Annotated in this window: 23 protein-coding genes; 17 read left to right on the top strand and 6 right to left on the bottom strand. The window is 65.5% G+C overall.

The features are described 5' to 3' along the window. Positions 1 to 146 precede the first annotated feature (146 nt). The 3 genes from CH341_RS13265 to CH341_RS13255 all read right to left on the bottom strand — a co-directional run bounded on the left by CH341_RS13265 (position 147) and on the right by CH341_RS13255 (position 2,208). Entirely contained in the window at positions 147 to 1,289 is a 1,143-nt protein-coding gene (locus CH341_RS13265) for a thiolase family protein (RefSeq protein ID WP_111419502.1), read from the bottom strand. Positions 1,290 to 1,300: 11 nt separating this feature from the next. After that, on the bottom strand, positions 1,301 to 1,690 hold the full coding sequence (locus CH341_RS13260) for a Zn-ribbon domain-containing OB-fold protein (protein ID WP_170149611.1): 390 nt from the start codon (positions 1,688 to 1,690) through the stop codon (positions 1,301 to 1,303). A 164-nt stretch (positions 1,691 to 1,854) separates the two neighbouring features. After that, positions 1,855 to 2,208 carry a hypothetical protein gene (locus tag CH341_RS13255; protein WP_111419500.1) on the bottom strand — a complete coding sequence of 118 codons (354 nt, stop codon included), beginning with the start codon at positions 2,206 to 2,208 and terminating at the stop codon, positions 1,855 to 1,857. A 678-nt stretch (positions 2,209 to 2,886) separates the two neighbouring features. On the opposite strand from CH341_RS13255, the gene CH341_RS13250 reads away from it, so the two are divergent. From CH341_RS13250 to CH341_RS13240, 3 genes are all read left to right on the top strand, one after another. Next, positions 2,887 to 3,171: a hypothetical protein gene (locus tag CH341_RS13250; RefSeq protein WP_111419499.1), complete on the top strand. Its 285-nt coding sequence runs from the start codon at positions 2,887 to 2,889 to the stop codon at positions 3,169 to 3,171. Between the two features lie 427 nt (positions 3,172 to 3,598). Beyond that, positions 3,599 to 4,609 (top strand): hypothetical protein, encoded by a 1,011-nt coding sequence (locus CH341_RS13245; RefSeq protein WP_146604467.1) that lies wholly within the window; start codon positions 3,599 to 3,601, stop codon positions 4,607 to 4,609. Positions 4,610 to 4,701: 92 nt separating this feature from the next. Further along, positions 4,702 to 5,397 (top strand): metallophosphoesterase, encoded by a 696-nt coding sequence (locus CH341_RS13240; RefSeq protein WP_342635014.1) that lies wholly within the window; start codon positions 4,702 to 4,704, stop codon positions 5,395 to 5,397. A gap of 47 nt (positions 5,398 to 5,444) precedes the next feature. Here the strand turns inward: CH341_RS13240 and CH341_RS13235 are convergent, their stop codons facing one another. Both CH341_RS13235 and CH341_RS33675 read right to left on the bottom strand, forming a co-directional pair. Further along, positions 5,445 to 5,804 (bottom strand): hypothetical protein, encoded by a 360-nt coding sequence (locus tag CH341_RS13235; protein WP_111419496.1) that lies wholly within the window; start codon positions 5,802 to 5,804, stop codon positions 5,445 to 5,447. A 272-nt stretch (positions 5,805 to 6,076) separates the two neighbouring features. Further along, positions 6,077 to 6,373 carry a hypothetical protein gene (locus CH341_RS33675; protein WP_146604466.1) on the bottom strand — a complete coding sequence of 99 codons (297 nt, stop codon included), beginning with the start codon at positions 6,371 to 6,373 and terminating at the stop codon, positions 6,077 to 6,079. A gap of 101 nt (positions 6,374 to 6,474) precedes the next feature. Here CH341_RS33675 and CH341_RS13230 point away from each other — a divergent pair, with 101 nt between their 5' ends. From CH341_RS13230 to CH341_RS13170, 14 genes are all read left to right on the top strand, one after another. Further along, positions 6,475 to 7,668 carry a polysaccharide biosynthesis/export family protein gene (locus CH341_RS13230; RefSeq protein ID WP_170149610.1) on the top strand — a complete coding sequence of 398 codons (1,194 nt, stop codon included), beginning with the start codon at positions 6,475 to 6,477 and terminating at the stop codon, positions 7,666 to 7,668. Between the two features lie 63 nt (positions 7,669 to 7,731). Then, entirely contained in the window at positions 7,732 to 9,147 is a 1,416-nt protein-coding gene (locus CH341_RS13225) for an O-antigen ligase family protein (protein WP_111419494.1), read from the top strand. A 204-nt stretch (positions 9,148 to 9,351) separates the two neighbouring features. Then, positions 9,352 to 9,990 carry a hypothetical protein gene (locus tag CH341_RS35250; protein ID WP_210208282.1) on the top strand — a complete coding sequence of 213 codons (639 nt, stop codon included), beginning with the start codon at positions 9,352 to 9,354 and terminating at the stop codon, positions 9,988 to 9,990. A gap of 84 nt (positions 9,991 to 10,074) precedes the next feature. After that, entirely contained in the window at positions 10,075 to 12,363 is a 2,289-nt protein-coding gene (locus tag CH341_RS13215; protein WP_111419493.1) for a polysaccharide biosynthesis tyrosine autokinase, read from the top strand. 5 nt (positions 12,364 to 12,368) lie between these two features. Then, the gene (locus tag CH341_RS13210; protein ID WP_146604465.1) at positions 12,369 to 13,136 is read left to right on the top strand and encodes a hypothetical protein; all 768 of its coding nucleotides are present in this window, start codon (positions 12,369 to 12,371) and stop codon (positions 13,134 to 13,136) included. A 2-nt stretch (positions 13,137 to 13,138) separates the two neighbouring features. Further along, a complete protein-coding gene (locus CH341_RS13205; RefSeq protein WP_146604464.1) occupies positions 13,139 to 13,582 on the top strand; it encodes a hypothetical protein in 444 nt (147 codons plus the stop codon). Between the two features lie 365 nt (positions 13,583 to 13,947). After that, the gene (locus tag CH341_RS13200) at positions 13,948 to 15,333 is read left to right on the top strand and encodes an undecaprenyl-phosphate glucose phosphotransferase (protein WP_170149609.1); all 1,386 of its coding nucleotides are present in this window, start codon (positions 13,948 to 13,950) and stop codon (positions 15,331 to 15,333) included. Between the two features lie 35 nt (positions 15,334 to 15,368). After that, on the top strand, positions 15,369 to 16,367 hold the full coding sequence (locus CH341_RS13195) for a UDP-glucuronic acid decarboxylase family protein (RefSeq protein WP_111419489.1): 999 nt from the start codon (positions 15,369 to 15,371) through the stop codon (positions 16,365 to 16,367). After that, on the top strand, positions 16,364 to 17,341 hold the full coding sequence (locus CH341_RS13190; protein WP_111419488.1) for a glycosyltransferase: 978 nt from the start codon (positions 16,364 to 16,366) through the stop codon (positions 17,339 to 17,341). The genes CH341_RS13195 and CH341_RS13190 overlap by 4 nt, the downstream gene beginning before the upstream one ends. Positions 17,342 to 17,436: 95 nt before the next feature. After that, positions 17,437 to 18,663 carry a polysaccharide biosynthesis protein gene (locus tag CH341_RS34200; RefSeq protein ID WP_170149608.1) on the top strand — a complete coding sequence of 409 codons (1,227 nt, stop codon included), beginning with the start codon at positions 17,437 to 17,439 and terminating at the stop codon, positions 18,661 to 18,663. After that, positions 18,660 to 20,009 carry an O-antigen ligase family protein gene (locus CH341_RS13185; RefSeq protein ID WP_170149607.1) on the top strand — a complete coding sequence of 450 codons (1,350 nt, stop codon included), beginning with the start codon at positions 18,660 to 18,662 and terminating at the stop codon, positions 20,007 to 20,009. Before CH341_RS34200 ends, CH341_RS13185 begins: the two co-directional genes overlap by 4 nt. Beyond that, entirely contained in the window at positions 19,987 to 21,093 is a 1,107-nt protein-coding gene (locus CH341_RS13180) for an endo-1,4-beta-xylanase (RefSeq protein ID WP_111419486.1), read from the top strand. The genes CH341_RS13185 and CH341_RS13180 overlap by 23 nt, the downstream gene beginning before the upstream one ends. A gap of 217 nt (positions 21,094 to 21,310) precedes the next feature. Next, positions 21,311 to 22,102: a WecB/TagA/CpsF family glycosyltransferase gene (locus CH341_RS13175; protein ID WP_111419485.1), complete on the top strand. Its 792-nt coding sequence runs from the start codon at positions 21,311 to 21,313 to the stop codon at positions 22,100 to 22,102. Then, entirely contained in the window at positions 22,099 to 23,331 is a 1,233-nt protein-coding gene (locus CH341_RS13170) for a glycosyltransferase (protein WP_170149606.1), read from the top strand. Before CH341_RS13175 ends, CH341_RS13170 begins: the two co-directional genes overlap by 4 nt. Here the strand turns inward: CH341_RS13170 and CH341_RS13165 are convergent. Then, positions 23,328 to 23,788: lipase family protein (locus CH341_RS13165; RefSeq protein ID WP_425376179.1), on the bottom strand; the 461-nt coding region annotated here is incomplete at its 5' end. The two genes, CH341_RS13170 and CH341_RS13165, sit on opposite strands and share 4 nt — an antisense overlap.

Below are 23,788 nucleotides of genomic sequence, written 5' to 3'. Positions count from 1 at the left end.
GTTCGGCGCTGCGCGCCGCCCCGGAATGACGGCCGAACTGATCAGCCGAATGCGGTATGACCGACCGCCGCCCCCCGCGGGCGGTCGAAACGCGAAGGACCGGCGGGCTCGCGCCGGCCGGCCCTTTCTCCTCGAAGCGTGCGGGGTCAGCGCTTCAGGATGGTCACGGCGCAGTTGCCGCCGGCGCCGAGCACATGCGCGAGCCCGACCTTGGCGCCCTCGACCTGGCGCTTGCCCGACTGGCCGCGGAGCTGGGAGACGATCTCCACCACCTGGCCGAGATGCGAGGCGCCGACCGGCTCGCCCTTGCTGATCAGGCCGCCGCTCATGTTCACCGGCTTGGCGCCGCCGATCTCGGTCGTGCCCTCGTCGATCAGCCGGCCGGCCTCGCCGAGGCCGCACAGGCCGAGTTCCTCGTAGATCTCGACCTCGCAGAACGCGTCGGTGTCCTGGACCTCGAAACAGTCGATGTCGTCCGGCCCGAGGCCGGCCCGCTCGTAGGCCATGTGTCCGGTCACCTCGGTCGGGCCGGGATTGTTCGCCGTCGCGCTCATGCTATCGGCCGGGCAGCGGAAATCGGCCGAGAAGCGCGCGATGCTGTGACAGCAGGCCGCGATGGTGATCGGATTGCCGCCGAGCTTCGCGGCGCGCTCCTTCGAGGCGACGATCACGGCCGCCGCGCCGTCGTTGGGGGCGCAGATTTCCAGCCGGCGGATCGGATCGCAGACCAGCGGCGAGTTGGCGATCTCGTCGAGGCTGAACTCCTTCTGGTACATCGCGTTCGGATTGTGCACGCTGTTGCGGTGGTTCTTGTAGGCGACCTTGGCGATGTGCAGATCCGTGGTGCCGAACTCGTGCATGTGGCGGCGCGCCCGCATCGACCAGTAGCTCGGGTTGAGCGACATGCCCATCTCGATCTGCCACGGCGCGTAGATCATTCGCGGGTCCATGAAGCCGCGCGGCATCTTCTCGGTGCCGAGCACCATCACGAGATCGGCCTCGCCGGAGCGGATCGCCAGGATCGCCTGGCGCAGCGCGACGCCGCCGGAGGCGCACGCCGCCTCGACGTCGACGATCGGAATGTCGGTCGAGCCGAGCCGGCGCAGGATGCGGGCCCCCGAGGTCGCCGGCAGATACATGCGGGCCAGATAGGCGGCCTGGATGTCCTTCCACGCGACACCGGCATCGGCGAGGGCGGCGGCGGCCGCGTAGGAGCCGATCTCCTCGTAGCTGGTGTCGAAGCGGCCGAACGGATGGATGCCGGCCCCCAGAATGACGACGTCTGACATGATCGATCCCCTCAGCGGGCCGGTGCGAACGCGAAGGCGACGACGTCCTCGCCCGACGGTCCGGTGTGATGGACGGCGATCTTCAGGCTCAGCGGCGTGCCGACCGCCAGGCTGTCGACGTCACCCTCGATCGGCGACATCACCCGCAGCCCGTCCGGCAGCTCGACGAGGCCGAGGCCGAACGGCCGGAACGGCTCCGGACCGCGGTAGTCTCCCGGCGGCTTGTGGCGCACGATCGTGTAGGTCCACAGCTCGCCGCGGTCGGAGAGCGGGATCGCCTCCAGCTCGTTGCCGCCGCAGTTCGGGCAGATGCTGTTGCGGCCGAGCGTCACCTCGTTGCACTGGCGGCAGCGCGATCCCTGCAGTCGGACCTTGCTGAGGTCGTCCAGCGGCTCGGTCAACAAGCCGTCGCGTATCGAGACCCGGCGCGGGCCTCCGTCCTGGTTCGCCATGTCTGCCAAGCTCCCGTGCGAGGGCCGATCTCCGGCGCGAGACGACATCCGGCCGCGCCCTCGGCTCCTCCCGATTGGTTAGGTCATAAAGCTAGCCTTTAGAGCCGAGGAGGTCAAGGCATGGCGGCGCGAACCGAACAGCAGTCTCGATGGCGGCCGGACCGGTCGGTCCGACCGAGACAACCGCGGCCGAGAACGCGGTCCGGCTGAAGCAGTATGGCACCGGCCAGGCTGCTCCCCTCGGCTTCGAGCCGGCGCCGGTTGTCGCCGACGTGGCTTGCATCGGCCCGCTCGTCACCCGCCGTGGTTTTCCGGGTGTCGTTCGCCCATCCATGAAATGTATATAAAGAGGAGATGATCGGGATCGCCAGGCCCAGCACACGCCGCGCCGCCTCGATCGAGATCAATGTGATGGCGGATCCGAGAAACAGGTCGAGCGGGGTCAGCCCGAACCCGGCGTTGTTCATGTAGGTTTCGAACTGGAGTTGAAACGAACCGTCGCCCAGCCGGCGAGGGCGAGCAGGATCACGTCGATCACGCGGCCGGTTTCGCCGGCCCGGCAAGATCGAAGGCCGTGCGCCCCTGGTCAACGCGGAATCGGATAATGGCCTCATAAGTGCTGACTTATGGGGTGCCGGCTTCGCCTCCCGGCCCGGTGGTCGGCCCGACGATCCTGTACGACGTGCCGATCGGCGCTCGCTGCCGGGCCCGAGGCGATCGTCGACACCGCCTCGAGCGATCAAACGCCGGCATTCGCCGGGGAGGTCGGCGCCTGCATCTGCGCACCGATCACGGCGAGTCCCCCGCTCGTCACCCGCGACCACGTGGAACGCGCCACGCCGGACTTCGGATCTCTTCCTCGCCGTTGCGTCTCGGCTCGGCGTCGGCCGTCTCTCCCGGCGGCTACGGCTAAGGCGAATCCGAGCTCGAGCGTGCCGCTGCCGGCCTGAACCACCTCGACGAGGTCGGCGGCCGGCGTTGACGCGGGGGCGGGGGATCGGCCGCGCCGGAGCGCGCACGGCCGGAGTGGTCGCGGCCGTCGTCCGGCAGGGGCGAGTGGCGATGCCGCGATTGGTAAAATCCGGTCGCCCGGCTTAACGATTTTTCAACCTTTTCGGGCGGACCCTCGATCAGCGAGGTGTCCAATGGCTACTACTCTCATTGTGCTCAGTCTAATCGGCGCCGTGCTCGGCATGCGCTACAGCGTGTTGAGCCTCGTACCGGTTACGCTCGCCATCTGGTTGGTGCTTTTGGTCGTCGGCTGGGAGACGGATACGCCGATGGATCGTATGGCGCTCGACGGCCTCGTCGCTGCCCTCGTCATGCAGGCCGGATTCTTCGTGGGGACGATGACGAAGCATCTGCTCGTCGTCGCACGGGCCCGCAAGACGTCGCTCTCGGGAGACCGGGTTCCAGTCCCGGATCTTTGAGGCACAGCGTCTTCGGCCCGGGCTGCGAGACCACGAGCGAGCCGACCGCACCGGCGTGTGGTGGCGTCGCATCGCGCATGCCGCGATGGCGCGGCCGCGTGCGGCTGCAACCGTCGGACGTTCGTGTCTGCCCGACGGGTGGCTGTTCATTCTGCTTCTCGCCGGATGTGTGCCGGCCCTGTCCCTTAATGTCTCCCCCTTGATCCGGGGTGGCCTCCTGGTTGTCGTCGGGGCAAGCGTGGCCCTGAGCGCCGCGACAATGAGTTCCGGCGATGCGAGCCGACTCGGGCGATCACTGATCCAGGTGCTTCCGATCGCCTTGATCCCGGCAGCCTGGATGGTCGTGCAACTGCTTCCGATCCCCGGGATCTCGGTCCCGGCTCCGATCGGAGGTCCTGCGTCCCTCGGCGAGCCCGTGACCGGTCGGATGACCGTCGATTCGGCCGCGACCGCGATGGCGCTCGGCTCGTATCTGGTCATGCTGTCGATCGTTCTGACGAGCGCGATGTTGACCCTGCAGCGGCGCAGCGCGGCCTGGATGCTGTCGCTCCTGACGACGGTGACCGCCGGCATGGCGCTGGCAAGCATTGTTCATGATGTCGGGGGCATGACATTCCTGGGTGATCCGCGAGGGACACTCCGAACGGCGTTCGACACAGCGGCTGCCATCGGCTCGGTCACGGCGCTGGCCAGCGCCGCCGCGGCGGGCGCTCGGTTCGAGGGCGGACGGGGCAGCAGATTGAACGGGCTCGCCCTCTTCAGGCGAATCTCCGGCGCTCTTCTCGCCCTCCTCCTGTGTGCCGTCGCGGTCGGATATCTACAGGGGGGACTGCTGCTGGTCGCGGCGGCAAGTGGTGCCCTGACGTTCGGCGTCGTGCTCGCGGTTCGACGCACGGGCCGTACTGGATGGGTCGGCGCGCTCCTGGTTGCGGCGGGCCTCGGTGTTCCCGGCATGCTCCTGGCCGCACAAGGGGGCTCCGGATCCGGCCCGCTCGCGCTCCGGTTCGCCCAAGCCTCTCCGGAGAACATCGCCGTCGCGAGGAGAATTCTGGCCGACACTCCGCTCACCGGCAGCGGGGCCGGGACATTCACCGGTTTGCAGGCTGCCTACCGCGACGGCGGTGATCCTGGTTCTGCGACGGCTCCGACCGCCATGACGGCCGTAGCCGTCGAGTTCGGCATTGCCGCTCCGTGGATCGTCATCGTCCTGGCGCTTTGGGCCGCGGCCGTGCTCGGCCGCGGAGCATTGCGCCGCGCACGAGACCCTGCTTACGCCGCGGCCGCGGCCGGCTGCGTCGTGCTCCTCACGTTCACGGCGTTCCGCGACGCGAGTGTCACGAGTCCCGGAGTGACGATGCTGGCAGCTCTCGCCCTGGGGCTCGGGTTGGCCCAGTCGCAGGATGGATCCATCGCACTCGGCCGCGGTCCGGGAGTCTGATAGGCTCGCTCGCCGCGATTGACCCGCGCAACCCGTGAAGCCGACCCACGATGGTGCATTCGAACGGACGATCGAGAAAGGACGCCCCCGTCTTGCCGCCCGGATACCGGGTCTATGCGGTCGGAGACGTTCACGGCCGGGACGATTTGTTGCGGGACGTTTTCATCCGCATCGACTCTGACCTGAAGGGACACCCGTCGAGACGCCCGATCGAGGTCTATCTCGGCGACTATATCGACCGTGGCCCCGGGTCGTGCGCCGTGATCGATCTCTTGACGTGGCGGGCTCAGCACCGGGAGGTCGTTGTCCTCAAGGGGAATCACGAGACATTCGTCCCCGCATTCCTGGAGAACCCGGCTATCCTCCGCGACTGGTCTCGATGGGGAGGCCTCGAGACTCTCATGTCGTATGGCTTGCGGCCGTCCTTCAATCCGGGCGAAGCGGAGCTGATGCAGTTGTCCGACGCGCTTCGCGACGCCTTGCCGGACAGCCATCAGGCGTTCTTCGACCGGCTGGTGCCGAACTTCGAGCTGGGCGACTTCTACTTCGCGCATGCGGGCGTGCGGCCCGGAAGGCTGCTTTCAGATCAGGTGGAAAGCGACCTTCTCTGGATACGGGAGGAGTTCCTGACGTTCGAAGGCGCCTTCGAGAAGGTGATCATTCACGGGCACACGCCGGTCATCGAGCCGGAATTCCGACCGAACCGCATCAACATCGATACGGGAGCCTATGCGACCGGTCGCCTGACCTGCCTGATGATCGAGAATGACACGGTGTTCATCGTCTGAAGGCGGCAAGGTTGAAGGGTCGATGAAGCCGATCTCGGGCGATCCCTTCAACGGGTCGCGCAGGCCGCGGTCAATGTCCCGACTGCGGTCGAGATGCCGTCGAGGGCCACGACGCCTTTGATCGTCGTCCCATCGTGGAGAATGCCGATCTCCAGCTCCGGGGAACCGAACCACGACTCCTTCGCATTTGCCGCGGCTTCGGAGGGAAGGAGAATCGCCGAGCCCGGCGGGGCGGCCGAGCCCTCGTAGGTCCGGGTGCCTCGAAGGCTTCCGAGGGTGACGCTCGGCTTCGCGCGCGGGGGCAGGGGCGGGATCACGATCGGGAGCACCTCGAGATCGAAGTCCCCGCAGCGAAGCATCAGACCGACCAGTTCCTGGTCCGATCGTACGGGATCGGCCGCCCGCATGATCGAGATCGCGTCACTCCCCCCGGTCGGATGCGGCGTCCTGACCAGGCGCCACGCACCCGTCGGGGCGAGCCGTGGCCCGTCGATGGGATCGGATTGCTTCGGAGCGGGCCGAGACGGTCCCGCCCGAAGGCCGTCGTAACACGCCAGCCGCGCCGCTGGATCCGCAAGCGATCGGCATGTCGTGCCGTCGACAGTTTGTCCAGCGGCTTGGGTGAAGCCGGAGAGAAAGCCGACGGCCAGTGTGGCCGCAAAGGGTGCCGCTCGACGGATCAAAGGGGCATACCGCATATGAAGGTGACATCTGAAAGCAAACGAAGGAACTTCATGGCCGACACCTGGAATATATCGAAGCGCCGCTCATCCGAAAGATGTGGCGAGCCGATATTCGTCGTCGTCCAGAAGACCGCGACGGACGGCGATGGCATGGTGCGGTTTGTTTTACGCACAGGCAAGAATAGATCGCGAATATAAACGGTCATCTGGGAAAGAGCTTTCGAAGAACGGTGCTGGCACATCGTGTCTGCATAAAGACGAATGTTGCCCGGTGGCAACATGGTACGGTCCATCGTGAGGTTCGGCCATGTGCGACCTTGTGGTTGCGGCGGCCCACGGGTATCAGCGATCAAGCAAGTTTGCTCATTTCAAGATTTTGTGATTGAGGCGCAGGATGCGGCTCCAGTACTTGGCGTTGAGCGCCACATGCATTCTCCTTGCGATGGGCGTCGCCGGTTGCGGCTTCATCCCAATGTCGGGCCCCTCCAGCCTCGAGATCCGGACCGAACACAGCCCGACCCTTCCGTACGCGCTCGTCAAGCTCGATGCGCGCGCCGTGGAGGTGCTTGAGAGCTATGAGCCCAATGTTCTCGGCGGCGTGTTCACGGATCGTCGGCAGCCTGCCGGAATAAAGTTCGGAATCGGCGACGTCGTCAACGTGACGATATTCGAGGCCGCTGCCGGAGGCCTCTTCATTCCGATCGAGGCCGGTGTGCGGCCCGGAAACTTCGTGACGTTGCCGTCGCAGACCGTCGACAACGACGGGAACATCTCGGTTCCGTATGCAGGGATCATCCGCGCGGCGGGCCGAACCAACGTCCAGGTGCAGAGCGAGATCGTCGAGCGGATCAAGAACCGCGCGATCGAGCCGCAGGTCGTCGTCTCTCTCGGCGAGCAACGAACGTCGCTCGTGAGTGTGGTCGGCGACGTTCGCGCGCCCGTGCGCTATCCCATGCCGGCCACCGGTGCGCAGGATCGCATCACCGATGCACTCACGCGCGCGGGGGGCATCAGCGGGCAGGGCTGGGAGAGCTGGGTGATGCTGGAGCGAAACGGCAAGCGTGGAACGGTGCCGTTCGCAAATCTAGTCTACATGCCGGTCAACAATATCTACGTTCAGCCCGGTGATCGCATCTACGTCTATCGCGAGCCGATGAAGTTCATGGCGTTCGGCGCGACCGGCCAGCAGGGCGAGTTCAACTTCGACGCTTGGAAGATCAATCTCGCCCAGGCGGTCGCCAAGGCGGGTGGACTCTTCGACCTCCAAGCGGACCCCGGCTCGATCTTCCTGTATCGACGCGAGCCGCGCGACGTCGCCGAGAAGCTCGGGGTCGACTGCTCGAAATTCGCGGGCGGCCTGATCCCGATCGTCTTCACCGCCAGTTTCCAGGACCCGGCCGGATACTTCCATGCCACAAAGATCCAGATGCGGCCGTTCGACATCCTCTACGTCGCCAATGCGCCGCAGGTCGACACCACCAAATTCTTGACCTTCCTGAATACGGCGATCGGCACGGCGGACAACGGTGTGAACCTGATCAACGACATCTATATCGCGCGCTTCAACAGTCGGATCCACGGGCCGTAAGGATCCGGTCGCGACCGCGTCACGGGCTTGCGCGGAGGCACTGCTCTGCCCGGAGTTCGCGACATGTCTGTCGCCCGATCGCATTGGTTCACCGACCGGATCGCATTCTGGGCCTTGGCCGCCGCCGTCGGCGGTGCGCCGCTGCCTTTTGGATCCCGCGACACCTCGGTCGTCGCGGTCTGGTGCGGGCTCCTCGGAATCGGCCTCGTCTTTGCCCCGCTTCGGCATCTGAGGCGACCGCATCTGTGGATGCTGGGCGTGATCGGTCTGCTCGTCGCGAGTTATGCCGTCGTCCTCCACGAGCAGCTGTCAACGACGCCGTGGATCGCGGCATTCCACCCTGTATGGGCGCATGCGGAGCAAATCCTCGCGGCTCCTGTCCAGCCGGCGGTGTCGATCGTCCGGTACGAGCCGTTCTTCGCGGTCGGCGCACCACTCGCGAACATCCTGGCGCTCTCGCTGGGACTGATCGTTGGAACCGACCGCGGCAATGCGCGGGCGATCCTGAAGACGGTCGCCTGGGCCGGAGTGGTCCACGCGGTCTATGGCCTCTATGCCATGGTCGCCGACCCGATGACGATTCTCGGGCACGAACGTCCCGCCTATATCGGCAATCTGACCGGAACCTTCATCAATCGGAATACCGCTGCGACGTATTTCGGGTCGGTGTCGATCGTGTGGTTCCTGATGGTGTTGGAACAGGCCCGCAAGCTGGTTCCGGAGGAGCAGGTCTCCTGGGCGAGGTTCTGGACCGTTCTGTCCACGGACGATGCCTCGCGACACGCGCTGCTGGTGCCGTTCGCCATGCTGTTCCTGTGCCTGACCGCGACCTTCCTGACCGTTTCCCGTGCCGGCACGATGTTGACCGTCTTCGTCCTGGCGCTCACCTTTGCGATCCACTTTCGACGGCGGGTGCGGGCGAGCCGCGGCCTCTTGTTCGTCGGCGCGGCGGCTGCAGTGGCGACGATGATCTTCCTGCTCTTTGGAGGCGGTGTCGGAAGTCGGTTCGAGGCGGAGGGGCTCTCCGACGGGGGCCGGACCGCGGCTTGGGCGTCCACCTTGAAGATTATTTCCGATCAGCCCTGGTTCGGCACGGGCCTGGGAACATTTGCTTGGGCATTCCCTGCCTATCGGGGCGAGACCGTCTCGATGTGGGGCGTCTGGGACATGGCGCACAGTACGCCGCTCGAGCTCGCATCCGAGGTCGGCGTGCCGCTCGCCCTTCTGCTCGGATTGTTCTGGTGCGGAGCGCTCCTCGTCCTCGTGCGCGGCGCAATCATGCGACGACGCGACAGGCTCATTCCGCTCACAGCCTTCGGCGTAGGCCTGCTGGGGATTCTACATTCGACTGTCGACTTTTCACTTCAAGTTCCGGGCTATGGGATCGTGGCGTTCGGCCTCGTCGGGATCGGTCTCGCTCACGCGGTCCGGACCGCGCCCCCGCAGCAGCAGGGGCACAAGTTTATCCGCCATAATTAACCGAACTATTATCGAACTAGACCAGACAAGTTCTACGAAACCACCGGAAACACCCGGACATGTGGCCACATGGTCGGCTTCCATGTCGGCTATGCTTCGACATGCGCCAATCACCCCAAAATTTCATAGTTTGGTAGCTGTATTCCGTTGTGGTTTAGTTTGTGCTAATGGACGACATATTGAGAAAAAGCAGGGTAGTTGATTATGGCTAATAATACGACGAAGGTGGTGTTTGTCGGGATTGCCTCTTTGGCGTTGGCGGGCGGCGCTCACGCGGCCTGTTACGAGCCCCAGCAACGGCTTGCAGCCGATGTCGTCAGTGAGTTCGTCGGGAATCCGGGCGGACTCCTGAGCCAGAATCCGAGCGGCGGTGCCCGGCTGATCTCACAAGCCCGCGACCTCGTCGCGTCAGATCCGGCAACTCTGCCACTGATTTCCGGGCTTCTCTCGCAAGCGAATCCCGATCAGCAGCGAGCGATCGGCTCCGGTCTCGGGCAGGCCTACCGGATCTGTCTTCGACCCGACCAGGGGCTCGCGACGCAGATCCAGCAGTCGGTCGCCACGTCGCCCAGCGGGGTGGCGAAAGACGCTTATGCGGCGGTCAATCCGGATGTGCCGACTGGGACGGCGGGCGGTGCCGGCGGTGGCGCCGGCGGGGGCTCGGGGCTCGGAGGCCCGACCGGTGGCGGGGGGGCCGGTGCAGCCGGAGGCGGCAATCTCGCTGCGTCCTTCGGCGCGGCGTCGACCCCCAATGCATCGACCAGTGTGCTGACCGGGGCCGGGGCAGGCGGCGCCGGCGGGCTCTCGGGCTCGAACACCTCGGTCAGTCCGTCGGGGCTGTAGGCCACGCGCCATGGTCCACGAGCTCGACCACCGATCTTTGCTCCACACCCGGGTTCCGTCTGCCGTCGCGGAGGACGCGACGTGATGCGCTCCGTGGACGCGCCCTATGTCGATCGTGACGATGGCGGCCCGGCAAAGGGGTCGCCGCGAGAGCTCGTCTTGGCGATCGGGCGCGCGGCGAGACGGCAGTTTCCGACGATCGCCGCGGTCACGGCCGTGGTTGTGGTGCTCGGGCTCACTTACCTCGCCACCGCGCCGGCGCGGTACACGGCGACGGCCACGATGGTGATCGACACCCGGAAGGTCCAGTTGTTCCAGCAGCAATCCGTGCTGGGCGACATCACCGTGGATGCCGGCACGGTGGAGACCCAGGTCGAGATCCTGAAATCCGAGAACATCAGCCTGTCTGTGATCAAGGATCAGCGCCTGACCGAGGATCCGGAGTTCACCGGGGCTGGTGGCGATCCGATCGGCACGATCCTCGGAGTCGTGACTGACGCATTACAGGGATTCTCGAATTCTCCCGCGTCGGAGTTCGAGAAGATGCGCCGGGCCCTCGCGCGCTTCGAGGCCGGGCGGACCGTGAAGCGGCTCGGTCTGACCTACGTGATGGAGATCAAGTACCGCGCGCTCAACCCTGACAAGGCGGCAGCAATCGCCAACGCGATCGTCGACGCGTACGTGGTCGACCAGCTCGAGGCGAAGTACCAGGCCACACGGCGAGCCAGCATCTGGCTGCAAGACCGCATACGCGAGCTGCGGACCCAGGCCTCCGCCGCGGAGAAGGCGGTGATCGACTACAAGGAGAAGAACAACATCGTCGACACCGGTGGCAGGCTGATCAGCGAGCAGCAGCTCGCCGAGGTCAACAGCCAGTTGATCATGGCCAGGGCGTCGACCGCCGAGGCGAAGGCGCGGCTGGACCGGATCAACGACATCCTGAAGGACCCCGTCCCGAACGAGTCGGTCGCCGACGCGCTGAAGAACGAGACCATCATCAAGCTCCGCGGCCAGTATGTCGACTTCGCCGCGCGCGAAGCGACCTGGTCCGAGAAGTACGGGCGGAATCATCTCGCGGCCCTGAACCTGCGCAACCAGATGGAGCAGATCCGGCAGAGCATCAGTGCCGAGCTCCATCGGATCAGGCAGGCCTATCAGAGCGACTACGATATCGCGCGGGCCCGCGAGGAGAGCATCAAGAACAGCCTCGCAAGCGTCGTTTCCGAGAACCAGTTGACGAACCAGGCCCAGATTCAGCTTCGCGAGCTGGAGAGCAACGCCCAGACGTACCGAAGCATGTACGACAACTTCCTCCAGCGCTACATGGAGGCCGTTCAGCAGCAATCCTTCCCGATCACCGAGGCACGACTGATCAGCCCGGCCACGCGGCCCCTCAGGAAGAGCGACCCGAAGCCGCTGGTGATCCTCGCGATATCGGGGGCGGCCGGACTGATCCTGGGGATCGGTGCCGCCTACGCCCGCGAGATGGGCGACAACGTGCTCCGAACCAGCAGCCAGATCGAGCAGATCCTGCAGGTCAACTGTCTCGCTGTCCTTCCGTATCTCAAGTCGGGTGGGGGAAGCAAAATCCAGGGGCGCGCGGCCGCATCGGACTCGGCGGGTCCCGGCGACGCGAGCGCGACCGTCGGCGAGAGCTCTCTGTCCCATGTGGTCGACCAGCCCTTCTCGCGGTTTTCCGAGGCGATCCGGGCCATCAAGGTGGCTGCGGATCTCGATGGGACGGTCAAGACGAACAAGGTCATCGGGGTAACCTCCACGGTTCCCGGAGAGGGAAAGACGACCGTCGCGTCGAACTTCGCGGCCCTGATCGCGCACGCGGGCGCGCGCGTCCTGCTGATCGACGCGGATCTGCGCAATCCCTCCCTGTCCCGTGCGCTCGCACCGAACGCCGGCCATGGCCTGATCGACGTGATCGCCGGGCGCTCGTCGTTGAAGAGCGCCCTGGTCATCGATCAACGTACGGCGCTGGCGTTTCTCCCATCCGGCGTGACCACTCGGCTGCCTCACACCAACGAGGTGCTGGCGTCCGCTTCGATGAAGAAGGCCATCGACAAGTTCCGGTCGGAGTACGATTACATCGTCATCGACTTTCCGCCGGTGGCGCCCGTCGTCGACGTTCGCGCGACGACCGGCCTCGTCGACTCCTATGTCTATGTCGTCGAGTGGGGCAAGACCCGGATCGATCTGATCGACCACAGCCTGACCGGGGCACGGGCGGTTTACGATCGGATTCTCGGAGTGGTCCTCAACAAGGCCGATGCCGGCATTCTGGGGCGCTACGAGTATCACCAGGGCGAAGCCTACTACGACAAGCATTACGGCCGCTACGGCTACGCCGAGAGCCAGAGGTAGCCGTCATGACCCGGGCTTCCATATCGCCGCGATGGTTGCTTCGCCTTGCCGTCGTCGCGATGGGGCTCCTCGGCATCGCCTGGTGTGGCCTCGTGCTCGTCGCCTTGCCGTCCGCCGGAGCGCATCAGCGCGTCGCCGGCAAAATCGTGCTGGGCGATGAATTCAGGACGGACGATCTCGACCGGGTTTCCGCGGACCTCAAGATCAGCGACATCGACCTCGTGCCGAACGCCGGCGCGCTCCGGACCTTGGCGATTGTCGCCGTCCGGCGCGCCGAGGACGCCATCCGCCAGGGCCGGCGGGCTGAGATCGATGGTTCACTCGACGATCTCGCGGCGGCGTTGGACCGGGCGCTCGCGGCATCGCCCACCGACCCCTTTCTCTGGCTCGCGCGCTTCTGGCTCACGAACATTCGGAACGGCTTCGATGCGGCCCATCTGCCGCTGCTCGCCGCATCCTACCGGTATGGACCGCGAGAGGGGTGGATCGGCGTGCGGCGGAATCCATTGGCGCTCGCCGTGTTCGAGCGATTGGATGCGCCCCTCCGCGAGGCGGTGGTCAGCGAATTCGTGGGCCTCCTGAACTCCGGATTCGAGGGCATGCCGGACGTGTTCGTGAACGCCGGCCCGCCGGCCCGGCACGCGATTCTGTCGGCCTTGGGCGGCGCGAGCGAGACGGCCCGGCTGCGGCTCTCGCGCTCCCTGTATCAGCGCGGTTTCGACATTTCCGTCCCGGGGATCGTTCGTCCCGACACGCGTCCTTGGAGTCGGTAGACATGGCGTCTCTCCTCAACGTGTCGACACGCGGATCGGAGCGCCTCCGAACGTCTGGTTGGTTCATCGGGATGGTCGCGACTGGCCTCGGGCTCGGCGTGATGTTCGGGCCGGCCGCGGCAGGCAGTATCTCGACCCCCGGCGGCCGGTTCTCACTTCAGCAGGGCAGCAACGTCGGCACGTCTCCGGTCAGCAAGGATGCGCTCGGTCGACCGTGCGCCGACATCGAAGCAGCAGCGCGCCCCCATTCCTCGAATCCGAACGTGTTCGACCACGTCGTCAGCGTGGTCAACAGATGCCTGAAACCGTTGAAGCTGAGCATCTGCTACTTCGGATCCGTGCATTGCCAGTTCCTCGACATACCCGGTACCAGGCGCAAGGACCTCGTGCTCGGTGTCTATCCGGGCATGAAGACGTTTCGCTACAGCTACAAGGAGGTGCGTTGACGATGGCCGATCGTCGGACTGCGAGCACGAACGCGCAGGATCGACGCGTTGTCGAACGGCTCGGTTTCTTCTGGTCCGCGCTGATCCAGCGGTTCTGACCGTGGCGGCGAATCCAGGCGAACCCGAACAACCGCGGATCGACAGAGGATCGTACCGCCCCCGCGTCGTGCTCTCTCGCTCATGAGGTATATCCGGTGTGGCTGTAACCTTAACACCGGTAATTATAATAAGAAGCGTTCGATCTGAGGTAATATGGTCCGCGTTGAAATTGCTCTTCTGGACGATCATTGATCGGGTATCGGTGCATGTCGGGTTCAGGGATTGCGAGTGTCGCGCACTGCAGGTGTTATCGTCCGGCCCGGACAATGCTGGGCTTTGACGTCGTCATCCCTCTCTACGTCGCGACGAACGTGCTCCTCATCGTTGTTTCGAGCCTGTTCGGCGGCGCCCTGTATTGGGTGCTCGTCGGAGGCGGCCTCGGCGATATTGGTGCGCATCTCGGAGTCGGCGTCACGGCGAGTGCCATCTACACACCTATTTCGCACATCATCGGTCTCAACAAGTTCGAGAACCTGCTTCGAGGCGATCGTTCGAGGTCCCGTATTCTCGTCGCCTGGGTCAGTACGATCCTGGTTCTGATCGTGTCCCTTTTCCTGTTGAAGATCGGGGCGCAGGTCTCGCGTGGCTCCATGGTCTTCTTCGCCGTGTTCGGATGGGTCGGACTCGTGGTCTGGCGAGGTCTGGCGAGACGGGCGCTCGGCATCGCCCTCGCGAACGGCATGATCAGCGGAAAGTACGCCATCGTTCTGGGGACGGAAGACGAACTGTCCTCGGTCGAGCCTGCCGAGTTGTTGACGACATTCGGAATCACGGAAGGTGAGCGGTTCGTCTTGCCGCGACAGGATCTCGTCGCCGCCGAGACCCGAGGCACCATTCGGAACGTGCTCGACAAGGCCAGGGAGGCCGCCGCGGACGAGATCGTCCTGGCGATACCCTGGGGCAGCGAGGAGCAGCTTCAAGGTATCATCGAGCAGCTCCGCGCGAGTCCTCTGTCGGTCAAGCTGCTCCCCGATCGCGCAGTCTCGACCGTGGTGGGTGCTCACAGCGGAGCCGCCCTCCAGACGATGGTCGTCGATGTCAAGCGTGCGCCGCTCACCCGCATCGAACTGTTGGCGAAACGGGCTCTCGACGTCTCTGTCGCCACGCTGTCACTGCTCGTGCTGGCGCCTACGATCGCGGTCGCCGCCCTGGCCATCAAGCTCGAGTCGCCGGGGCCGATCATCTTCCGGCAGCGGCGCCGCGGGTTCAACGGACGCGAGTTTCTGATCCACAAGTTCAGGACGATGAGAGTGCTCGAGGACGGCGCCGCGTTCGTTCAAGCCAAGCGCCAGGATCCGCGGGTCACGAAGGTGGGGGCGTTCCTTCGCCGGACCAGCATCGACGAGCTCCCCCAGCTCATCGACGTTCTCAAGGGGCAGATGTCGATCGTCGGACCGCGGCCGCATCCGATCGCCTTGGACGACGAGTACGAGAAGCTCATCGCGAACTACGCGTTCCGCCATCACGTCAAGCCCGGAATTACAGGATGGGCGCAGGTGAACGGGCACCGCGGAGAGACTCCGGGCGTCGAGATCATGGCGATGCGCGTGCATCACGACCTCTGGTACGTCGACAACTGGAGCCTGCTGCTCGACGTGAAGATCATAGTCCGGACCTTCTTCGAGCTGGCCAGAACGCACAATGCTTACTGAGCCGTGAGAAAACCACCGAGCAGGGCGATCGCGACATGGTCGACAAGCCGATTCTCGTGACCGGCGGAGCCGGGTTCCTCGGGTCCCATTTGTGCGACCGGCTGATCGCGGCCGGCCACGAGGTGCTCTGCGTCGACAATTTCTATACCGGCGCGCGTCGAAACATCGCGCACCTCCTCGGCCGTCCCAACTTCGAGCTGTGCCGCCACGACGTCACCTTTCCGCTCTATGTCGAGGTCGGTCAGATTTACAACCTCGCGTGCCCGGCGAGTCCGGTGCATTACCAGTTCGATCCGGTCCAGACCACGAAGACCAGTGTGCACGGGGCCATCAACATGCTCGGGCTCGCCAAGCGGGTGAGGGCGCGCCTGCTGCAGGCGTCGACCTCCGAGGTCTACGGTGATCCAGAGGTGCATCCGCAGCGCGAAGGGTATTGGGGCCGCGTCAACCCGGTCGGCATCCGGTCCTGTTACGACGAGGGCAAGCGGTGTGCCGAGACGTTGATGTTCGACTACCACCGGCAGCACGGGCTGGAGATCAAGGTGGTCAGGATCTTCAACACCTATGGTCCGCGCATGCACCCGAACGACGGGCGCGTCGTCTCCAACTTCATCGTGCAAGCGCTGAAGGGCGAGAGCATCACGATCTACGGGAGCGGCCAGCAGACGCGGTCCTTTTGTTACGTCGACGATCTGATCGAAGGCATGATGCGGATGATGGGCTCGCCGGCCGACATGGTCGGGCCGGTCAACATCGGAAATCCGGGCGAGTTCACCATGCTGGAGCTGGCCGAGCTGGTGCTGAAGCTCACCGGCAGCCGCTCGAAGCTGGTGTTTCAACCGTTACCCGAGGACGATCCCAGGCAGCGCTGCCCCGATATCGGCCTCGCCCGCGAAAAGCTCGGCTGGGCGCCGACCGTGAGCCTCGCCGACGGCTTGGTTCCGACGATCGCGTACTTCCGGGAGGCGCTGCAGACGTTCGCCGGTGCCCCGCCGAGGGCGCGTCTTACGGACACGACGGAGCGAGTCGGATGACTGCCGACGCGTCCGAGCGGATCGTGGCGACGGTCGTCGTGTGTACCTACAATCGTGCGAGCTCGCTCCGGCAGGCATTGCCGAGCCTGGTGCGTCAGGAGTTCGCGAGGCATGGATCTTTCGAGATCCTGGTCATCGACGACGGCTCGACCGACGGGACGGCCGAGGTGGTGCGTCACCTCGCGGCAGAATCTCCGGTGCGGTTGCGATCCATCACGGTGCCGCACGGAGGTGTGGCGGCCGCTCGCAACGAAGGTGTGCATCACGCGCTGGGCGAGTGGATCGCGTTCTTCGACGATGATCAGGATGCCGAGCCGGACTGGCTTTCATCTCTGCTCGATCGTGCGGTCCAGAGCGGCGCCGATTGCGTCGCCGGTCGGATCGAGGTGGTCTTCCTGGGAGAGACCGCCGGCGCGTCGGATCCGACCATCCTCAAGCTCTTCGGCAGCAACGGCAGCATGGCCGACGAAGACGAGACCGGGCCCGGGTCGATCCCCACCGTGTCGGTCGGGACCGGGAACGCGCTCGTGCGTCGAGTCCTGTTCGAGAAGGTCGGGCTGTTCGATCGATCGCTAAGCTATGGAGAGGATGCGGAGTGGTTCCGCCGTGCCCGGCGGCATGGCGCCGTCACGGTGTTTGCGAGGAATGCGGTCGTGCGCCACCTCGTTCCGGCGGAGCGGCTGCAGCTGTCCTACCTCTTGCCGATGGCGGGGAGGGGTGCGGAGTCGAGGGTCGCGGACGACTTCAAGGACGGCGGACTCGCCGTCGTGCTCCGCCTCTGCGCGTTGCGGGCAGCCCATGTCTGCTTGATCGCCTTCCCGCGGCTCGTCGCCGCCCGGATGGCTGGTGACCAAAGCGCTTCTGCGGGGCGTGCCTGCTCGGTCCACTTCTCGATCGTCTACATTCGAACGGCGATGGGTATCCTGGCCAGGTCGCCGGGCAGGTGGACGATGCGTCGAGCGAAGTCGGCATAGGGGCGAGGACCTCGGTGGCATCGCTGCAACCTCCCATCGTTCTGTCCGACCCCGGCGGCCGACCGCGAGCGTTTCGCTGGGTCGGGCGGGCCGAGATGCTGGTGGTCGTCGACCAGGGCCTGGTCAGCGCCGGAAATTTCGCGCTGACGGCGAGCGTCGCACGGCTCCTGCCGCTGTCCGATTTCGGGCGCTACATGCTGATCATGACCGTGGTCTGGCTTTTCACCGACCTGCAGGTCGCGACCGTCACGGGCCCGTACACGATCAACCGACCCAAGTTGACCGCGGCGCGGCGCGGTCCGTTCTTCGGCAGTATCGTCCTTCATCAGGGGGTCGTCCTGATGGCGGCCATGCTGGCCGCGGCGATGACGGCCGGGACTCAGAGTGGTGCCCCGGGCGGATCGGCGATCACGGTGGTCGCCGCCGCCGCGCTGTCGGTGGTCGGACTCCTGATCCGCGATCAGATGCGACGGCTGTTCATTGTCCACCAACAGCTCGTCGACTGCCTGAAATACGACGGTGTCGTGCTCGCGCTGCACGGCACTGCCGTACTGGCCGGTGTTGCGAGCGGGCACTTCTCCCTGGTGTGGGCCTACGGGTCGGCTGCGTTCGCCTGTGCGATCCCGTCCCTGCATTGGCTGAGGCGATTGGGGCCAGTGCATCGGCGCCCGACGCTCGCGTGGCGGCACTGGAAGCTCAATTGGGGTGTCGGGAAATGGATGGTGCTGAGCGGGGTCATGTGGTCGCTCGCCACCTATCTCTATCCCTGGACCATCACGGCTGCGCATGGGACGACGGAGACGGGCTTATGGGCTGCGGCTCTCGGCCTCTCGTCGCTGTGCAACGTACCGCTGGGCGGCCTTCAGAACCATTATGCGGTGAGGATCGCGGCGGCCTCCACGGCGGATCTGGGAGGCGAGGTGCTCGGCAGCGCCGTGCGGCTCGCCGGACTCGCCTTCTGCTTCGTCGTGTTGTTCGCCCTGGTGGGTGGCCAGCTCATGGGCCTCCTCTATGGCGATCGGTTCGTCCCAGCCGCGCCACTGACGACCTTGATGGCCATGAATCTCCTGGTCGGTTCGGTATCGTTCTGCGTCTCGCGCGGCTTGTTTGCGATCGGACGAGGGGGCGCGGACTGCACCGTGAACACCGTTCCGCTGATGGTGTTCGTCGTTTGCGGCGCCTGGGCCACCGTCTCGTTCGGTCCGCTCGGTGCGGTTGCTTCGTTCCTCGCGTCGAACGTGGTCGCTCTTGCGTTTCGGGCCGCCGTTCTTCGTCGGGCGCTGGCACACCGACCCGTCGTCACGTCGGTGCGCTCGCCATGACGATCGCGGCGATCGAGAGCGGCCGTTCGAGGTCGAAGCCTCCCGCCACGGCGTTGATCGTGGCGGTTCTATTCGGCTCCTCGTTCGGCGCGTTCCATGATCTCGGATTTCCGTTGAGCCTCGTCGACGGAAGCTCGAACGAATGGAAGCGGCTCGCACTCCAAGTGGATGAAGGGTCGATCTGGAGACAGATCTGCATTCCGATCATCGGTCTTCTCGGCCTCTATCTGCTCGCGCGCCCTCATGAGAGGCGCCTCGACCTGTGGACTCCGCTCGGGGTCGTCATCGTCGCCTATCTGTGCTGGACGTTCGCGAGCCTGTTGTGGAGCGATACCCCGGAGCTGACGTTCAAACGCCTGTTGGTGTTCTTCTTCTTGTCTGTCGGGGCCATCGGCGTGGCCAGCCTCGACGCTCGCTCCATTCGGACGGTCTTCGTCTGGGTGACGCTGATGAGCTTCGGAGTGGGGCTCTTGAACGAGCTGGTCCTCGGCACGTTCGCGCCTTGGGACGGTGAGTACCGGTTCGCCGGAACCGTGCACCCGAACCTGCAGGCCGCTTCGATGGCGCAGTTATCCCTGACCGGCCTGTGCCTGGCGTTCGATCCGCAGGTGCGCCATCGCTGGGCCGGGCCCGTGCTGGTTGTTTTCGGCCTCGTGATCGTTCTCTTGACGCAGTCGCGCACATCTCTGGTGTCGCTGGTGATGGCCTCGGCGTTCGTGGTGGCCGTCTGGGGGTGGCGATGTGCAAACCCGGCCGTGCTGTTCGGTGCAGCGGCCGCGGTCGTGCTCGGCGCGACGACAGTCGTGCTCGAAATCAGCGACCCCACCAGCTCGCCGATCGGGCTCGTGACGTCCATGCTCGAACGGCCGCGCGATCAGGGCAACATCGAGGCGCTGACCGGCCGCACCGACGTTTGGCAGACCTGCATTCGAATGGCGATGGATCAATTGCTGATCGGTGTGGGATTCGACAGCTTTTGGACGCCACGGCGCATCGCCGAGATATCGTCGCTGCACAACTGGGGAATCAACCAGGCGCATTCTGCCTATATCGAGCATCTCGTCAGTCTCGGTCTGGTCGGGCTCGGATTGTGGTGTCTTCTCGTTCTGGGAGCGCTTTGGTTGGCTGTTCGGCGCTATATGGCGACGGGCGCCGCGAGCTTTCTTTGGATTGCCAGCCAAGTCGCCTTCTGCATGGTTCACGCCTTCAGTGAATCGATCAACATGATGCCGGTGTTCAACGGCTACGTGCTGCTGCTGCTGGTGTTCAGCCTGTCGTACAAGCCGACGTCCGGGCGGCGCCGCGTCAAGAAGGAGGCGGCTCATGCGGTCGGGTCGCCTCGATAGGAGAGGCGTTGTCGTCGGAAGCGCGACGGCGGCGTTATCGACCATGCTTCCGCGCGCTCTTCGCGGGCAGGAGACTGAACCGTCCCTCGGACGTCTGGCGTCGCAAAAGGGAATTCTGTTCGGGTCGGTGTGCCTGGCCCGCGAGTTGGACAGCGATCCCGCGTATGCCGGGCTTCTCGGTCGGGAATGCCGCGTGATCGTTCCCGGCATAGAGCTGAAATGGGCCCCTCTTCGCCCGCGTCCGGATCAGTTCGACTTCTCGCGGGCCGACATGGTGATCCGATTTGCGGAGAGCATCGGCGCTCTGGTCCGCGGGCATACGCTGGTGTGGCACGAGACGTTACCTCAGTGGCTTCCGTCGACCATGGAGGGCCCTGCGGCGCGTGCGCTGCTCGCGCGCCACATCGCGGTCGTGTGCGGGCGATATCGGAATCGCATCCATTCGTGGGACGTGGTGAACGAAGCGGTCGAGCCCGACGACGGGCGGGCCGATGGCTTGCGGGTGACGCCCTGGCTGCGCGCCATGGGGCCCGGCTACATCGCGGAAGCCTTTCGTATGGCGGCCGAGGCCGACCCGTCGGCGATCCTCACCTACAACGACGATGGAATTTGCGACTCCAGCCGTTCGGCAGTCGCCAAGCGGCAGGCCGTTCAGCGCCTGCTGGATCAGCTCGGGTCGGCCGGCGCACCCGTCCAGGCGCTCGGGATGCAGGCGCATCTGACCACCGCGATGGAGTTTCGCGGGCCGGAGCTGCGGCGCTTTCTGGACGACCTTCAAGGGCGCGGGTTGAAGGTGATGATCACCGAGCTGGATGTGCTCGACCGCCGGGCTGGCCAGGATCCGTCCGGCCAGGACCAACGTGTCGCCGACACGTATCGCAGGTTTCTGGACGTCGTTCTCGCCCACCGTGCCACCGTCGCCTGCGTGGCCTGGGGCATGAGCGACCGACATTCGTGGTTGCGGCTCGTCGATTGGAAGACGTCGGGGGATCTGCGGCCGCATCCTTATGACGAGGAGCTTCGCCGGAAGGCGGCGTGGAGCGCGATCTACAGGTCTCTCGAGAATGCTCCGACCAGGTCGTAACCGGATGTCGGGTGATGCCTCTCGCAAGTCTGTTGATCGGCTTCCTCCTGTTTCGCTGGCTTGCTGACTCGAAGGTGCCGGGAGGCGCAGTGTTTCGGCACGATCGGCGTCTGCTCTGCCATCCCGGCCGGTGCGGTCGTCGCCGGCAATCCGGCTCGTGTCGTGCGCTGGCGCGGCCCGGACGAGTCCCCCGCAGTATCGTGATGGGAGCCTGACGATGAGTGTAGAGACGACGTCGGTCGATAAGGTCGAGCTGCTCGGCGTATTCGTCGCGAACATGACGCAGGACGAGGCCGTAGGAGCGTTCGAGTCCTTCGTCGACAAGCGCGACGGCAGGTGTCGTGCGGTTTACATCGTCAATGCGCACACCTTGAACCTCGCTGCCGCGGATCCCGGCTATCGGGTGCTCCTCAACATGTCGGCGCTGACCCTTGGAGACGGCACCGGCGTTCGCTGGGCGGCACGGGCCCGGGGCGAGACGATGAAGGCGAATCTCGTCGGGACCGACCTCGTTCCCTTGCTGTTCGGTGAGGCCCGCGGAACGAGCCGGTCGTATTTCCTTCTCGGGTCGGACCGGGAAACGATACGGCGAGCCGCGGAGTACGCGCGCGCATGTTTTCCTCGGTGGCGGCAAGCGGGCTTTCATCACGGCTATCTGGACGAGCCGGCGGAGAACGATCGGGCGATCGAGGCGATCAACCGATCCGGGGCGGACGTGCTCCTGGTGGGCATGGGCAACCCGCGCCAGGAGCGTTGGATTGCCGAGAGCCGCAGCCGTTTGGCCACGCCGATGGCGATCGGTGTCGGCGGGTTGTTCGATCACTGGGCCGGCAATCTGGCCCGAGCGCCGTCCTGGGTCCGGCGCGCCGGGTTCGAATGGTTGCAGCTCCTGCTTCAGCAGCCACACAAGTGGAGGCGTTACCTGATCGGGAATCCATTGTTCGTCTACCGCATGCTCGCGACGCGGTCCCGCGAGGTCGGGTCGAGACGCTTGGATGTCGGAACATGAAGATCGCTCAGGTGACGAACTTCTACCGCTCGGGTTTCGGCGGGGAGGTCACGGTCTTCGAGTTTCTGATCGGTCTTCTTGAAGGTCGAGGTCACGAGGTGATCACGTACACGCGTGACAGTTCCACCATCGGGACGACCCGTGACAAGGCGCGGACTTTCGTGACGAGCATCTACTCGTTCGACGAGAGGGACAGGATGCTCGCATTCCTGGATCGGGAGCGACCCGACGTGGTCCACGTCCACAATCTGTATCCGCTGTTGTCGCCGTCGGTTCTGTCCGCGTGCCGCGATCGGGCCGTACCGGTGGTGATGCATCTGCACAATTACGCCCTCACGTGTCCCATCGGGCTTCATTTCGTTCGGGGGCGTCAATGCGTGAAGTGCCTGGGTGGCCGGGAGCACTGGGGCATCCTCCGCAACTGCGCCGGAGGCGTCGCGAAGAGCGTCAACTACGCCTGCAGAATGGCGGTTGCCCGTCGGCTCGGACTGTTTCGGAAGAATGTCGACGTCTTCATCGCGATCTCGGAGTTCGCGAGGACGCGGCATTTCTCCGCCGGCCTTGCGGAGGATCAGGTTCGAGTGCTCCGTAACGCGGTCCCGGTTGTTCCGGAGAGACCGTCGGACGGTGCGCGGTCCGTCATCGGATTTGCCGGGCGCCTGGAGGAGATCAAGGGGGTCGACGTTTTCCTCGACGTGGCGCGGGCGTTTCCGGCGGAGCGGTTCGAGATCGCCGGAGACGGTCCCCTGCTGGAGAGAGCGAGGCTCGACGCACCGGCCAACGTTCGTTGTCTCGGGCGCCTCGACAGGTCGGGGATGGCGGAATTCTACGCCCGATGTCGGGCCGTGTTGTTTCCGACCCGCGTGTTCGAAGGCCCACCGATGACGGTGCTGGAAGCGATGTCGCACGGCGTTCCGGTGGTCGCTTCGAACATCGGCGGAATCCCGGAGGCGATACACGACGGCGTCGATGGATTCCTGTGCGACGTCACCGACAGCGCCGCCTGGATTGCGGTGATCGCCGGCATCCTCGGGAATCCCCGAGCCGCCGACGAGATCGGTGCGCGGGCCAGGCGGACCATCGACGAGCGGTTTTCGGCCCCCGTGTATTACGAGCAGTTGATGGCGATCTACGACGCCGCTATCGAGAAGCGGCGACAACGTGCTGTCGCGCCGTCCGCGGTTCGGCCGACGGGGAGCACGGCACGGCCCGTCCGTCCGAATGTCTAGCTCGCGGACGGCCCCCCCGCCGCCAGGGCCTGCCAGTAGCGGTCGGGCAGGTGGTCGCCGAGCGCCGGCGGCAGCAGGCGGGACGCCTGGCCGATCAGGTCGGAGCGGATCTGCGGATCGAGCGACAGCGACAGCATCAGCCGCGCGCCCTCGAGCAGCGCACTCTGCAGGCCGGGGCCGAAGGGCGGGTCGTCGCAGGGCGGCGGCGTGAGGCGCGCGGCGTCGAAGCGGGTGTGGCGGGCGCAGGCGAGGCAGTGCCCGACATGGCGGAAGCCGAGCCCGCTCGGCGGCACGGTCGGCACGATGTCCTCGCCGTGCACCAGCCGATAGGTGCGGGGGCCCAGCGCCACGTCGTAGTCGCGTGCAAACTCCTCGTTGCCGGTGCGCGGCATGCCGAACGTGTAGACCTCCGGCGTGAGGCCGCGCTCGGCGGCGCGCTGCGCCGCCAGCACGGCGA

It is taken from the genome of Rhodoplanes roseus (assembly GCF_003258865.1).
In the GTDB taxonomy this organism is placed as follows: domain Bacteria; phylum Pseudomonadota; class Alphaproteobacteria; order Rhizobiales; family Xanthobacteraceae; genus Rhodoplanes; species Rhodoplanes roseus.
This window is presented reverse-complemented; position numbering and strand designations above follow the sequence as displayed.